This window comes from Achromobacter spanius (genome assembly GCF_002812705.1).
Classification (GTDB): Bacteria; Pseudomonadota; Gammaproteobacteria; order Burkholderiales; family Burkholderiaceae_B; genus Achromobacter; species Achromobacter spanius.
Genome location: NZ_CP025030.1, coordinates 6179048 through 6191930, shown reverse-complemented (window position 1 = coordinate 6191930; position 12883 = coordinate 6179048). Strand labels below are relative to the sequence as shown.

General features: G+C 63.4%; 13 protein-coding genes. 8 read left to right on the top strand and 5 right to left on the bottom strand.

Annotation, left to right across the window (positions count from 1 at the left end; genetic code table 11):
• The 4 genes from CVS48_RS28100 to CVS48_RS28085 form a co-directional block, all read right to left on the bottom strand.
• Entirely contained in the window at positions 1–345 is a 345-nt protein-coding gene (locus tag CVS48_RS28100) for an antibiotic biosynthesis monooxygenase family protein (protein WP_100857289.1), read from the bottom strand.
• Positions 342–638, bottom strand: a complete 297-nt coding sequence (locus CVS48_RS29740; protein ID WP_242001140.1) for a hypothetical protein — start codon at positions 636–638, stop codon at positions 342–344. The genes CVS48_RS28100 and CVS48_RS29740 overlap by 4 nt, the downstream gene beginning before the upstream one ends.
• 257 nt (positions 639–895) lie before the next feature.
• Positions 896–1759: an NAD-dependent epimerase/dehydratase family protein gene (locus tag CVS48_RS28090; RefSeq protein ID WP_100857893.1), complete on the bottom strand. Its 864-nt coding sequence runs from the start codon at positions 1757–1759 to the stop codon at positions 896–898.
• Positions 1760–1835: 76 nt separating this feature from the next.
• The gene (locus CVS48_RS28085; protein WP_167401067.1) at positions 1836–3482 is read right to left on the bottom strand and encodes an electron transfer flavoprotein-ubiquinone oxidoreductase; all 1647 of its coding nucleotides are present in this window, start codon (positions 3480–3482) and stop codon (positions 1836–1838) included.
• A gap of 113 nt (positions 3483–3595) precedes the next feature.
• Between CVS48_RS28085 and CVS48_RS28080 the strand changes: the two genes are divergently transcribed.
• The 3 genes from CVS48_RS28080 (at position 3596) to CVS48_RS28070 (ending at position 5662) form a co-directional block, all read left to right on the top strand.
• Positions 3596–4045, top strand: a complete 450-nt coding sequence (locus tag CVS48_RS28080; protein ID WP_167401066.1) for an acyl-CoA thioesterase — start codon at positions 3596–3598, stop codon at positions 4043–4045.
• A gap of 255 nt (positions 4046–4300) precedes the next feature.
• Positions 4301–4999: a CoA transferase subunit A gene (locus CVS48_RS28075; RefSeq protein WP_100857287.1), complete on the top strand. Its 699-nt coding sequence runs from the start codon at positions 4301–4303 to the stop codon at positions 4997–4999.
• A 12-nt stretch (positions 5000–5011) separates the two neighbouring features.
• On the top strand, positions 5012–5662 hold the full coding sequence (locus CVS48_RS28070) for a CoA transferase subunit B (RefSeq protein ID WP_050447667.1): 651 nt from the start codon (positions 5012–5014) through the stop codon (positions 5660–5662).
• A gap of 180 nt (positions 5663–5842) precedes the next feature.
• Here CVS48_RS28070 and CVS48_RS28065 read toward each other — a convergent pair whose 3' ends face one another.
• A complete protein-coding gene (locus CVS48_RS28065; RefSeq protein WP_100857286.1) occupies positions 5843–6295 on the bottom strand; it encodes a GNAT family N-acetyltransferase in 453 nt (150 codons plus the stop codon).
• 181 nt (positions 6296–6476) lie between these two features.
• Between CVS48_RS28065 and CVS48_RS28060 the strand changes: the two genes are divergently transcribed.
• The 5 genes from CVS48_RS28060 (at position 6477) to gsiC (ending at position 12876) form a co-directional block, all read left to right on the top strand.
• On the top strand, positions 6477–7352 hold the full coding sequence (locus CVS48_RS28060; RefSeq protein ID WP_100857285.1) for a MurR/RpiR family transcriptional regulator: 876 nt from the start codon (positions 6477–6479) through the stop codon (positions 7350–7352).
• Positions 7349–8329 carry an isoaspartyl peptidase/L-asparaginase family protein gene (locus tag CVS48_RS28055; protein WP_100857284.1) on the top strand — a complete coding sequence of 327 codons (981 nt, stop codon included), beginning with the start codon at positions 7349–7351 and terminating at the stop codon, positions 8327–8329. Before CVS48_RS28060 ends, CVS48_RS28055 begins: the two co-directional genes overlap by 4 nt.
• Positions 8330–8368: 39 nt before the next feature.
• Positions 8369–10255 carry a dipeptide ABC transporter ATP-binding protein gene (locus tag CVS48_RS28050; protein WP_100857283.1) on the top strand — a complete coding sequence of 629 codons (1887 nt, stop codon included), beginning with the start codon at positions 8369–8371 and terminating at the stop codon, positions 10253–10255.
• A gap of 66 nt (positions 10256–10321) precedes the next feature.
• The gene (gene gsiB / locus CVS48_RS28045) at positions 10322–11866 is read left to right on the top strand and encodes a glutathione ABC transporter substrate-binding protein GsiB (protein ID WP_100857282.1); all 1545 of its coding nucleotides are present in this window, start codon (positions 10322–10324) and stop codon (positions 11864–11866) included.
• A gap of 89 nt (positions 11867–11955) precedes the next feature.
• Positions 11956–12876, top strand: coding sequence for a glutathione ABC transporter permease GsiC (gsiC, locus tag CVS48_RS28040; RefSeq protein ID WP_100857281.1), 921 nt, complete (start codon positions 11956–11958; stop codon positions 12874–12876).
• The last annotated feature ends 7 nt before the right edge of the window (positions 12877–12883 follow it).

Here is a 12883-nt window from a genome sequence, read left to right as displayed (position 1 = left end):
TCAGCCGTGCCGGCTGCGGCTGTCGGCGGGCGCTTCGTCGCGCGCGTTCATGCCATAGTCGCGCAGCACGTGCGCTACGCGCAGCCGATAGTTCTGGAATACACCGCCGCGTCCCGCTTCCTGGGCGCGGCGATGCGACTCCAGCGAGCGCCAGCTCTTCACGGCGTCTTCATCGCGCCAGAACGACAGGGACAGCAGTTTGCCCGGCGTGCTCAGGCTTTGAAAGCGCTCCACCGAGATGAAGCCATCTATGGTCTTGAGCTCGTCGATCAAGCCGGCGGCAATGTGCAGATAAGGACCGGGGTTGCCATTGGCGGGTTCGACTTCGAATATCACGGCAATCATGGGTTGGGTTCCTTTGAAAACGCAAACTGCGGCACGCGTGCATTGGGCAGCGGTCGGTACCGGAAACGGGATGCCAGGAACCGCCGCGTGTTGTGCAGGGGCGGATCGTGGCGGATGACGTGGTCGACGATCGCGTCGGCGTCGGCGGCAAGCAGGAAGGATTCCAGGCGGCGTTGCAGCGCGTCGGCAGCGGCATGTCCGGCGGCTCTCTGGTCCACATTGGCGGTGGTGGGCAGGGCGGACAGGAACGCGGCAATCTGCGCAGCGCTATCGGCGTGCAGGGCGCGCGGCACAGGTTCCGATGGCGGACGGACGCGCGCAGCTGGATTGCGCACCACGGCCGTGATCGTGTCAGGGTGGCAGGCGACTCAAAGGCCTGGCGCGTCCTCTCGGTACAGGGGCTTCTCGCGCGCTAGCGCGGCGTAGTAGGGGTAGGGGTCGTCGTGCGTGACGGCAAGCAGGGGATGGGCGGGAAGCATGGCGTGGCCGGTAGGAGATCCGGCTGCCAGTATCTGCCTCCCGGGCATGCAACGATTCGATGCCGGCCGAACTATGCCCGCGACGTGCCGGGCAGGCGGGCGCCAGCGTCCGCCAGCAGCGCCGCGTAACCCTGGCGTGAATCCGGCCATTGCAGCGTGAGGCCGCTGGCGCGCAGCCGCCCGTTACTGAGCTTCTTGCTGCCCACATTCGCCGGGGCAGGGGCGACACGCGGCGCGGGCGCGCCAATCATGGCAGCGAGCTCGGCGTAGAGCGTGCGCAGCGGCAGCGGTGTGTCGTCGCACCCGATATAAACCGGTTCAACCTTGGGCAACAGCGCCAGGTGCACCACGGCGGCTGCCGCGTCGTCGATGTGGATACGGTTGGCCCAATGTTCAGGCTGCGTCGGCGCGCCTGCCGCGCCGCTGCGCAGGCGCTCGATCAATTGCAGTCGGCCGGGTCCGTACAGTCCGGCCAACCGCAGCGCGGTAGACGACAGACCGCGCGCGGCCAGCGCGGCTTCTGCTTCAAGCAGAATCTGGCCGTTGAAGCCTTGTGGCGCGGGCGGCGTATCTTCGGTGACCCAGTCGCCATGGTGTTCGCCATACACGGCGCTGGATGACACTAACACCACGCGCTTCAACTGCAACGTATCCAACACGTTCAGTACGTTCTGCAAGCCATCGATGAAGACGCCGCGATACAAGGCCGGGTCGCGCCCACCGGGGGCGGGCAGATGGATCAGCCGCGTGACGCCTTCGGGCAGCGCGGGCAGGGTGTCCGCGCGAGTGATGTCGCCTTGCAGCCATTGAATGCCGCTGTCGTCGGCGGGCGGGTGGCGGCGCAGCGCGGTCACCTGGTCGCCACGCGCCAGGAAGCGCCGGGCCACGCGCTGGCCAAGGTCGCCACAGCCAATGAGAAGTACGCGTTCAGTCATGATGCCGCCTTGGTTCGTGAAAAAGGCGCCCCGGAAGGCGCCTTGAGGCAGGGTATCCAACAACCCTGGTCGGGATTTACATGCCGCTGTAGACCGGCCCTTCGCCGCCTTGCGGGGCGACCCAGACGATGTTCTGGGTGGGGTCTTTAATGTCGCAAGTCTTGCAGTGCACGCAGTTTTGCGCGTTGATTTGCAAGCGGTCCTCGCCGTGGTCGTCCTTGATGAACTCGTACACGCCGGCCGGGCAGTAACGCGATTCCGGGCCGCCGTACTTGGCCAGGTTCACCTGCACCGGCACGGACGGGTCCTTCAAGGTCAGGTGGATGGGCTCGTTCTCTTCGTGGTTGGTGTTCGAAATGAACACCGAGCTGAGCTTGTCGAAGGTGAGCTTGCCATCGGGCTTCGGGTAGTCGATGCGCGCGCATTCGGACGCCGGTTGCAGACAGGCGTGGTCGGGCTTGTTGTGGCGCAGGGTCCAGGGCATCTTGCCCTTGAGCAGCAGTTGCTCCACGCCCGTCATCAACGTGGCGATGGTGCGGCCCTTCTTGAACCACTGCTTGAAGTTGCGCGCCTTGTTCAATTCCGCGTGCAGCCACGAACTTTCGAAAGCCTTCGGATACGCGGCCAGTTCGTCCTGGCGGCGGTCGGCCAGCAGGGCGTCGAACGCGGCTTCGGCGGCCATCTTGCCCGACTTGATGGCGGCATGGCTGCCCTTGATGCGGGACGCATTCAGGAAGCCGGCTTCGCAGCCGACCAGCACGCCGCCCGGGAACGTCAGCTTGGGCAAGGACATCAGGCCGCCCGCCGTGATGGCGCGCGCGCCGTAGGCAATGCGCTTGCCGCCTTCGAACGTGCCGCGGATGGCGGGGTGCGTCTTGTAGCGTTGGAATTCGTCGAACGGCGACAGCCAGGGGTTGGCGTAATCCAGGCCGACGATCATGCCCACGGCCACCAGGTTGTTGTCCAGGTGGTACAGGAACGAACCGCCGTAGGTGTCGGAATCCAGCGGCCAGCCGGCCGTGTGGATGACGAGACCGGGCTTGGATTGCGCCGGGTCGACTTCCCACATTTCCTTGATGCCGATGCCGTAGGACTGCGGGTTGCGGCCGTCGTCCAGCTTGAAGCGTTCGATCAGTTGGCGGCCCAGTTGGCCGCGCGAGCCTTCGCCGAACACGGTGTAGCGGGCATGCAGTTCCATGCCGGGCTGGTAGTGGTCGGTGTGCGAACCGTCGCGGGCCACGCCCATGTCGCCGGTGGCCACGCCGCGCACGGCGCCGTTTTCGTCGTACAGCACTTCAACCGCGGCAAAGCCGGGGAAGATGTCCACGCCCAGCGCCTCGGCTTGCTCGCCCATCCATTTGACGACGTCGCCCAGGCGGACGATGTAGTTGCCCTCGTTGTGGAAACAGGGCGGCAGCATCCAGTTTGGCGTGGTGCGCGCGCCGGTCTGGGACAGGAACATGAACTTGTCCTGCGTGACCGGCACGGTCAGCGGTGCGCCTTTTTCTTTCCAATCGGGGATAAGTTCGGTCAGCGCCAGCGGGTCCATGACGGCGCCGGACAGGATGTGTGCACCCAGTTCCGCGCCTTTCTCCAGGACGCATACGCCGATTTCCTGATTCTTTTCAGCGGCCAGCTGCTTTAGACGGATTGCGGTGGCCAAGCCGGCGGGTCCACCGCCAACCACGACCACGTCATATTCCATCGACTCGCGTTCAGACATTTGCAAAGCTCCCCGTATGTATTCCATATTTGGCTGGAAGTATTATCGGCGATTGTATTGCAGGCGGAGGCCGTGTACGCCTTCGTATTTCTTTTAGCCTTCAGGAGTAATTGGTGAACCCGGACAATCTGTCTGCGCGGATTCTGGCGGTGGGCGATACCCATCAGGTGGAATTGCCTTTGCGTTGGGGCGACTCAGACGCCTTGAATCATCTGAACAACACGCTGTATTTCCGCCTCATGGAAGAGGCCCGCATGCAGATCCTGTATGACGCGGGCTTCGAGCTGCCCGCCGACAACGGCGCCATCCTGGCCCACGCCTCCTGCGATTTTCTGCGCCCGCTGACGTACCCAGCCACGGTCCGGGTCATCCACAAGGTCACGCGCATCGGCCGTTCCAGCGCCGAATTCGAGCTCTTGCTGGAGAAGGTCGGCGACGACGCCGGCCCCTATGCGCGCGGGCGCAACGTGCTAGTCTGGATGGACTACGTGGCCAATACGTCCGCACCGTGGCCGCCCGAAGTGCTGGCGCAGATGGCCACGCAATTTCAGGCGGCCGCTTGAGATTAGGGGCGCGGAATCGCCCGTCATGCCGTTAAAATCAAGCGCAAAATCACGAGAACTAAAGGGGCGCGCCACCCTCGGCGCCGCGACCCAGAGACATCGGGCAGTGTAGCGATGCCGTCTGGGGCCGACGCCGGCAGCCGCGCTCCAAGGAAAAACAAGGCTCACCCCGATTTTCTTGTTCCCCCATGGGACACACCGCGCAAGCGGCGGGGCGGGCTCTCTTCGGTTAGACCTTAACTAGGAGTTGGAGCGATGGACAAGGTTTTTGCAAGCGCCCAGGAGGCGCTGGCAGGCATCGTCAAGGACGGTCAGATGATCGCCGTGGGCGGTTTCGGCCTTTGCGGTATTCCCGAGGCCCTGATCGCCGCGCTGCGGGATTCAGGCGTGAAGGACCTGACCTGCGTCAGCAACAATGCGGGCGTCGACGGCTTTGGCTTGGGCCAACTGCTGAACACGCGCCAGGTACGCAAGATGATCGCGTCCTACGTGGGCGAAAACAAGGAATTCGAACGCCAGTACCTGTCGGGCGAACTCGAGCTTGAGTTCACCCCGCAGGGCACGCTGGCCGAGAAGCTGCGCGCCGGCGGCGCGGGCATTCCCGCCTTTTTCACCCGCACCGGCGTGGGCACCATCGTGGCCGACGGCAAGGAAATCCGCGAGTTCGACGGCCAGCAATACGTGATGGAACGTTCGCTGACGCCGGACGTGTCGCTGGTCAAGGCGCACATCGCCGACCGCAGCGGCAACCTGGTGTTCCGCAAGACGGCCCGCAACTTCAACCCGAACGTCGCCATGGCCGGCAAGTTCACGGTGGTTGAGGTTGAACAGATCGTTGACACCGGCAGCCTGGATCCCGATCAGATCCACCTGCCCGGCATCTATGTGCAACGGATCGTGCTGAACACGACGCCGGAAAAGCGCATCGAACAACGCACCACTCGCCCGGCCTAAGGAGAAGACGACATGGCATGGTCCCGCGATGAAATGGCGGCGCGCGCCGCGCGCGAGCTGCAAGACGGTTTTTATGTGAACCTGGGTATCGGCCTGCCGACCCTGGTGGCCAACCACGTGCCCAAGGGTGTTGAGGTGTGGCTGCAATCCGAGAACGGCCTGCTGGGCATCGGCCCGTTTCCCACCGACGCCGAAGTCGACGCTGACCTGATCAACGCCGGCAAGCAGACGGTGACGACGCTGCCGGGCTCGTCGATCTTCTCGTCCGCCGATTCGTTTGCAATGATCCGCGGCGGCAAGATCAACCTGGCCATCCTGGGCGCGATGCAGGTGTCCGAAAAGGGCGACCTGGCCAACTGGATGATTCCCGGCAAAATGGTCAAGGGCATGGGCGGCGCGATGGACCTGGTGGCCGGCGTTGGCCGCGTCGTGGTCCTGATGGAACACGTGGCCAAGAAGAAGGACGGCACCGAAGACATCAAGCTGCTGCCGGAATGCAACCTGCCGCTGACCGGCGTAGGGGTGGTCGACCTGATCATCACCGACCTGGGCGTGATGGAAGTCACGGAAAATGGCCTGAAACTGCTGGAAACGGCGCCAGGCGTTACGGTCGATGAAATCCAGTCCAAAACCCTGGCCAAGCTAGACGTTTCGGCCCTGTAGGATGGGTGAAGCGCGCGAACCTCAAGGCAAAAACAAAAGTGCCGATCGCGCGCAACCCATCAAGCAACGCAACAAGCAACCCGTCTAGCCCCGCAAAAACCAACAAGCGCTCCCAGTGGGCGCGTACCTGCAAAACGCTCCCAAGGGAACGTTTTTTTTCACCCTGCAGCAGCCCCCGCGTCACCCCAACCGCATCCCCACGTGCGGAATCCCGTCCTCGATATATTCCTCGGTCACTTCCACAAACCCGTGCCCGCCGTAGTAAGCCCGCAGCCGGGCCTGCGCCCCCAGGTACATCGCACGACCCGGCCAGCGCCGGCGCACTTCCGCCATCGCATGGCGAATCAACTCATGCCCCAGCCCCTGGCCGCGCGTCCAGGGCGCGCTGATGACCCGGCCAATCTCAATATCACCGTTCTTATTCAGTGACGGATCAAGAATGCGGCAATACGCAGCCAACTGATCTCCCTGCCAAGCCATCAAGTGCGAGGTCTGCCCGACCAGATCCTTCCCGTCGATGTCCTGAAAGATGCATTCCTGCTCAACGACAAACACTTCCGTGCGTAGCTGGAGAATCGAGTAGATCTCGGCAACGGTCAGTTCCTGGTGGGGCTTGCAGATCCAATCGGGCATTGCGGCATTCCAAGGGAAGAAAAAGAGGCGCCGATAGCGTACCTCAAACCGGCCCCGTTTCTTTTCGTCCACCGTTACATAAATTCACGGGTATACCCTGAGTATGAAAAGGAATTTTCTTATTTAAAATTTGCGTGTAAACAGATTTACACCAACACCCGCTAAGACGCACCCCAAAAAGATGAACAAGGCCGTACTGTCGATCGCTGATCGGATCGCCCGGGCTCAGCCCGCGCTGAGCCGGACTCAGCACAAGATGGCCGAGTACGTGCTGGCACATCAGTTCCGCGTGGCCACCATGACCGTCGACGAATTCGCCGTGGCGGTCGGGGTGTCGGTGGCGACGGCGAACCGCTTTGCGCGTGCCCTGGACTTGCCGGGCTACCCGCAGTTTCGTGCCGAGCTGGCGCGCGGATTCGAAGCCGCGCTGGAACCCGTGGAAAAGCTGCGCACCGAATTGGCGCATTCCGCCAGCGCCGTGCAGATCTTTGCCGCCACGCTTGAAGAAGACATCCGCAACGCCCAGCGCAATTTGCAGGCGCTGGACTCGGGCGCCTGTGAACAGGCGGTGCAATCCATCCTGGCCGCCGAGCGCGTCTTCATCATCGGCTTCGGCGCCAGCGGTTTCCTGGCCGGCCTGCTGCAGCGCGGCCTGTGCATGCACCTGCGTTCCGTCGAATCGCTGGCCGGGCCGGGCGGCGTGTCGCACGCGGCGCGGCAGATGTCGCGCATGACCGCCAAGGACCTGGTCATTGCCATTGGTTTCCCCCGCTATCTGGCCGACACCGTGACGCTGGCCGCCGCCGCCAAGCAAGCCGGCGTGCCGGTACTGGTGCTGACCGACAAGCCCACGTCGCCCCTGGCGCCCACCGCGTCCGTGGTGTTGTATGCGTATTCGGCGCGCCAGTTGATCCCAAATTCCGAAACCGCCGCGCTGGGCTTGATCGAAGCCCTGTCCGCCGCGGTGGCCTATCGGGCCGAGAATTCCGTTGCGGCAGCCGCTGGGGTGACCCAGTCCGTGATGCCGTGGCTTATCCATGGAGTAGGTAAACGATGATTCAACCCGTGATTGCCATTCACGGTGGCGCCGGCGCGATGTCCCGCGCGGCCATGTCGCCCGAGAAAGAACAGGAATACCTGGCCGCCCTGGAGTCCATTCTGACGGCCGGCCAGGCCGTGCTGGCCCGTGGCGGCAGCGCCCTGGACGCCGTGACCGAAGCCGTGCGCCTGCTGGAAGACTGCCCCTTGTTCAACGCCGGCCACGGCGCCGTGTTCACCAGCGCGGCCACGCATGAATTGGACGCCTCCATCATGGACGGCGCCACGCTGCGTTCGGGCGCCATCGCCAACGTGAACTGCGTGCGCAACCCGGTGTTCTTGGCGCGCCGTGTCATGGAAAACAGCAAGCACGTGTTCTTCGTGGGCGAGGGCGCCGAAGCCTTCGCCAAGGCCGAAGGCCTGGAAATCGTTGACCCGTCGTACTTCTCGACCGAGGCTCGCCGCGAACAATTGCTGCGTGTGCAGCGCGAAACGCCGGACGCCGCCGTGCTGGACCACGATGGTCAAGCCATGGTTGCGCGCGGCCAGCCCGCGCCGGCCGACCCGCTGGACGCCGACAAGAAGTTCGGCACGGTGGGCGCGGTGGCCGTGGATGCAGAGGGCAATCTGGCCGCGGCCACGTCAACCGGCGGCATCACCAACAAGCAGGTCGGCCGCGTCGGCGACGCGCCCATGATCGGCGCGGGCACCTACGCCAGCAACAAGACTTGCGCCGTATCCACCACGGGTACCGGCGAGATGTTCATCCGCATGGTTGCCGCGTATGACGTTGCGGCCCAGATGGAGTATTGCGGGGCGTCGCTGCAAGAAGCCGCGGACCGCGTCGTAATGGAAAAACTGCCCACCATCGGCGGCAAGGGCGGCCTGGTGGCCGTTGACGCCCAGGGCAATGTGGCCTTGCCGTTCAACACGGAAGGCATGTATCGGGGTTACGCCCGCGTTGGCGAAAAGCCGGTCACTGCTATCTACCGATAAGCGTGGCGGGTTCTGTTTTGATTTTGGGGATTAATAAAGATGGTTGATCGCGCAAACAGCCTGGCGCTGCCGGAAAACCGCGTGGTCCAGGTCGACGACCTGACGGTGCGCTTCGTGGGTTCGGAGCGCACGGTCGAAGCCGTGCGTAACTTGTCGTTCCATGTGGACCGGGGTGAAACCCTGGCCATCGTGGGCGAATCGGGTTCGGGCAAGTCGGTGACGTCCCTGGCCCTGATGCGTCTGGTGGAACATGGCGGTGGCCGCATCGCCCAGGGCCGCATGGCGCTGCGTCGGCGTAACGGCTCCGTGGTCGATTTGGCCGGATCCAGCCAGCGCGTCATGCGCAATGTGCGCGGCGCCGACATGGCCATGATCTTCCAGGAGCCGATGACGTCCTTGAACCCGGTGTTCACCGCCGGCGACCAGATTGCCGAATCGATCCGCCAGCACCAGGGCAAGGACGCCGCCGCCGCGCGCGCCGAAGCGCTGCGCATGCTGGAGCAGGTGCGCATTCCGGAAGCCAAGTCGGTGCTGGACCGCTACCCGCATCAACTGTCGGGCGGCATGCGCCAGCGCGTGATGATCGCCATGGCGCTGGCCTGCAAGCCCGCGCTGCTGATTGCCGACGAACCCACCACCGCGCTGGACGTCACCATTCAAGCGCAGATCCTGCAACTGATCCGTCAGCTGCAGGAAGAAATGCATATGGGCGTGGTGTTCATCACCCACGACATGGGTGTGGTGGCCGAAGTGGCCGACCGTGTGCTGGTGATGTATCGCGGCGACAAGGTCGAGGAAGGCCCGTCGGAACAGGTGTTCGCCGAGCCGCGCCACAGCTACACCAAGGCGCTGCTGTCCGCCGTGCCGAAGCTGGGCGCGATGGAAGGCACCGACTTGCCCGCGCGTTTCCCCTTGCTGCAAGTGGAAGGCCAGGTCCAGCCCGTGGCGGAACCCGGCATTGCCAGCACGCAGGAAGTGCCGGCCGCCAAGCGCGAGCCGATTCTTTCCGTGCGCAACCTGGTGACCCGCTTCGACCTGCGCGGCGGCATCCTGAGCCGCGTGCAACGCCGCGTGCATGCGGTGGAGAAGGTCAGCTTTGATCTCTACCCCGGCGAAACGCTGTCGCTGGTGGGGGAATCGGGCTGCGGCAAGTCCACCACCGGCCGTTCGCTGCTGCGCCTGGTGGAAAGCCAGGGCGGCGAGATCAAGTTCGGCGGCCGCGACATCGTCAGCCTGAAGAACAACGAATTGCAATCCCTGCGCCGCGACATCCAGTTCGTGTTCCAGGACCCGTTTGCCTCGCTGGACCCGCGTGTGACCGTCGGCTTTTCCATCATGGAACCGCTGCTGGTGCACGGCGTGGCCAAGGGCAAGGAAGCCGAGCGCCGCGTGGCTGAGCTGCTTGAGCGCGTGGGCATGCCGCCTGAAATGGCGCAGCGTTATCCGCACGAATTTTCGGGTGGCCAACGCCAGCGCATCTGCATCGCGCGCGCGCTGGCCCTGAATCCCAAGGTGGTGATCGCGGACGAATCCGTGTCGGCGCTGGACGTATCCATCCAGGCGCAGATCGTGAACCTGCTGATCGACCTGCAACGCGACATGGGCATTTCGTTCCTGTTCATTTCGCACGACATGGCCGTGGTGGAACGGGTCAGCCACCGCGTGGCGGTGATGTACCTGGGCCAGATCGTCGAGATCGGTCCGCGCCGCGCCATCTTCGAGAACCCGCAGCACCCGTACACCAAGAAGCTGATGTCGGCCGTGCCGATCGCCGATCCGGCGCGCCGCCACCTGAAGCGCACCTTGTTGTCCGATGAAATTCCCAGCCCGATCCGCAAGCTCGGCGACGAGCCCGTGGTGCAGCCGCTGGTGCAGGTTGGAACCGATCACTTCGTTGCCCGCCATGCGGTCGGCGGCGCGTATTGATTCCGTTGTCGTACTCGTTTTTCTTCCACCAAACCCCCTAATTCCAATTTGGAACCAGGAGTTGCAATGATGAAAGTTTTGCGCCCCACCAAGCTGATGGCCGCCGCCGCGGTGGCCTTCGGCGTGCTCACTTCGCCGTTGGCGCATGCGTCCAAGGACGTGACGTTTGCCGTCTCCATCGCACTGGAAACGCTTGATCCGTACAACACCAACAGCACCCTGAACCAGGCTGCCGGCAAGGCCTACTACGAAGGCCTGTTCGAGTTCGACAAAGACCTGAAGATCCAGAAGGTGCTGGCCACCGACTACAGCGTCAGCGAAGACGGCCTGGTCTACACGTTCAAGCTGCGTCCCGGCGTGAAGTTCCACGACGGCACCGACTTCAACGCCGAAGCGGTCAAGATCAACTTCGATCGTCCGGCCAATCCGGACAACCGCCTGTCGCGCTACATCCAGTTCAGCGTCATCGACAAGACCGAAGTGGTTGACCCGATGACCATCAAGATCACGTTGAAGAAGCCGTTCTCGGCCTTCATCAACGCGCTGGCCCACCCGGCCGCCATGATGATCTCGCCGGCCGCCCTGGCCAAGTACGGCAAGGAAATCGGTTTCCACCCGGTGGGCACCGGCCCGTTCGAATTCGTCGAATGGAAGCCGGCTGAATACCTGAAGGTCAAGAAGTTCGACGGCTACTGGAAGAAGGGCTACCCGAAGGTCGACACGCTGACCTTCCGTACCGTGACCGACAACAACACCCGCGCCGCCGTGGTGCAGACGGGCGAAGCGCAGTTCGCTTTCCCGGTGCCGTTCGAACAAGCCGCCGTGCTGAAGAAGAACGACAAGCTGGACGTGGTCGATCACCAGAACTCGATCATGGCCCGCTACCTGTCGATGAACACGCAGCAAAAGCCGTTCGACAACGTCAAGGTGCGCGAAGCCATCAACTACGCCATCAACAAGGAAGCCCTGGCCAAGGTCGCTTTCTCGGGCTATGCCACCGTCGTTGACGGCGTGGTGCCCAAGGGCGTGGACTTTGCCCACAAGACCGGCCCGTGGCCGTATGACCTGAAGAAGGCCAAGGCCCTGCTGGCCGAAGCCGGCTACCCCAACGGCTTCGAAAGCACGCTGTGGTCCGCCTATAACGACGGCACCTCGGTGAAGGTGGTTCAGTTCCTGCAGCAGCAACTGGCGCAAGTCGGCATCAAGGTGCAGGTTGAAGTGCTGGAATCGGGTCAGCGTGTGCAGCAAGTGCAAAAGCCGGAAGACGCCAAGGTTCGCATGTACTACGCCGGCTGGTCGTCCTCGACCGGTGAAGCCGACTGGGGCCTGCGTCCGTTGCTGACCACCGCCGCTTTCCCGCCGGTGCTGAACAACGTGTCGTACTACTCGAACAAGACGGTTGACGCCGGCGTTCAAGAAGCCCTGGCCACGACCGATCGCGCGAAGAAGACGGAAATCTACAAGAACGTTCAGGAAACCATCTGGAAGGACGCCCCGTGGGCCTTCCTGGTGACCCAGAACAACCTGTATGTGAAGTCGAAGAACCTGTCGGGCGTGTACGTGGAACCGGACACCTCGTTCTGGTTCGGCGACATCGACCTGAAGCAGTAAACCTAGCAGTCACTCTCGGGGCCTTCGGGCCCTTGTAAGGCCACATTCGGCGGGGGCGCGGTGTCCCCGCCGATGTTGCAGGAATTTCAATGCTGACCTACATCGTCAAACGTCTTCTGGGCATGATCCCCACGCTGCTGCTGGTAGCCGTGGTCGTGTTCCTGTTTGTGCACATGCTTCCGGGCGACCCGGCGCGGCTGGCCGCGGGCCAGGAGGCCGACCAGCAAACCGTTGAGCTCGTGCGCAAGGAACTTGGGCTGGATCTGCCTCTGCCGCAGCAGTTCGTGCGCTACTTCAGCAACATGCTGCAAGGCGACCTGGGTACCTCGCTGCGTACCAAGCGCCCCGTCTCGACCGAAATTTCCGACCGCTTCATGCCCACGCTGTGGCTGACGCTCGCCAGCATGGCGTGGTCAGTGACCTTCGGCATGATCATCGGCATTGTCTCGGCGGTCTGGCGCAATCGCTGGCCCGACCGTCTTGGCATGACACTGGCGGTGTCAGGCATTTCTTTCCCCGCGTTCGCGCTGGGCATGATGCTGATGCAGGTGTTTTCCGTGAATCTGGGTTGGCTGCCGACCGTGGGCGCCTCAACCTGGCAACACTACATCTTGCCGTCCATCACGCTGGGCGCCGCGGTAGCCGCCGTCATGGCGCGCTTTACCCGGGCGTCGTTCGTGGAAGTCATCCAGGAAGACTTCGTGCGCACCGCCCGCGCCAAGGGGCTGACCGAGCGCCGCGTCATCATCAAGCATGCGCTGCGCAATGCGCTGATTCCGGTCGTCACCATGATGGGCCTGCAATTCGGCTTCTTGCTGGGCGGCTCGATCGTGGTGGAAACCGTCTTCAACTGGCCCGGCCTTGGCCGCCTGCTGGTTGACGCCGTGACCCAACGCGACTATCCGGTGATTCAGGGCCTTGTGCTGCTGTTCTCGCTGGAATTCATTTTGATCAACCTGATTGTCGACGTGCTCTATGGCGTCATCAATCCCAGCATCCGTTACAAGTGAGGCGGCC

What these genes read in the sequence shown, in the direction of transcription:
- CVS48_RS28050 (WP_100857283.1), top strand. Translation starts at nt 8,369, where the DNA reads ATGGTTGATCGCGCAAACAGCCTGGCGCTGCCGGAAAACCGCGTGGTC.
- CVS48_RS28100 (WP_100857289.1), bottom strand. Translation starts at nt 345, where the DNA reads ATGATTGCCGTGATATTCGAAGTCGAACCCGCCAATGGCAACCCCGGT.
- CVS48_RS28060 (WP_100857285.1), top strand. Translation starts at nt 6,477, where the DNA reads ATGAACAAGGCCGTACTGTCGATCGCTGATCGGATCGCCCGGGCTCAG.
- CVS48_RS28070 (WP_050447667.1), top strand. Translation starts at nt 5,012, where the DNA reads ATGGCATGGTCCCGCGATGAAATGGCGGCGCGCGCCGCGCGCGAGCTG.
- CVS48_RS28055 (WP_100857284.1), top strand. Translation starts at nt 7,349, where the DNA reads ATGATTCAACCCGTGATTGCCATTCACGGTGGCGCCGGCGCGATGTCC.
- CVS48_RS28065 (WP_100857286.1), bottom strand. Translation starts at nt 6,295, where the DNA reads ATGCCCGATTGGATCTGCAAGCCCCACCAGGAACTGACCGTTGCCGAG.
- CVS48_RS28075 (WP_100857287.1), top strand. Translation starts at nt 4,301, where the DNA reads ATGGACAAGGTTTTTGCAAGCGCCCAGGAGGCGCTGGCAGGCATCGTC.
- gsiC (WP_100857281.1), top strand. Translation starts at nt 11,956, where the DNA reads ATGCTGACCTACATCGTCAAACGTCTTCTGGGCATGATCCCCACGCTG.
- gsiB (WP_100857282.1), top strand. Translation starts at nt 10,322, where the DNA reads ATGATGAAAGTTTTGCGCCCCACCAAGCTGATGGCCGCCGCCGCGGTG.
- CVS48_RS28090 (WP_100857893.1), bottom strand. Translation starts at nt 1,759, where the DNA reads ATGACTGAACGCGTACTTCTCATTGGCTGTGGCGACCTTGGCCAGCGC.
- CVS48_RS28085 (WP_167401067.1), bottom strand. Translation starts at nt 3,482, where the DNA reads ATGTCTGAACGCGAGTCGATGGAATATGACGTGGTCGTGGTTGGCGGT.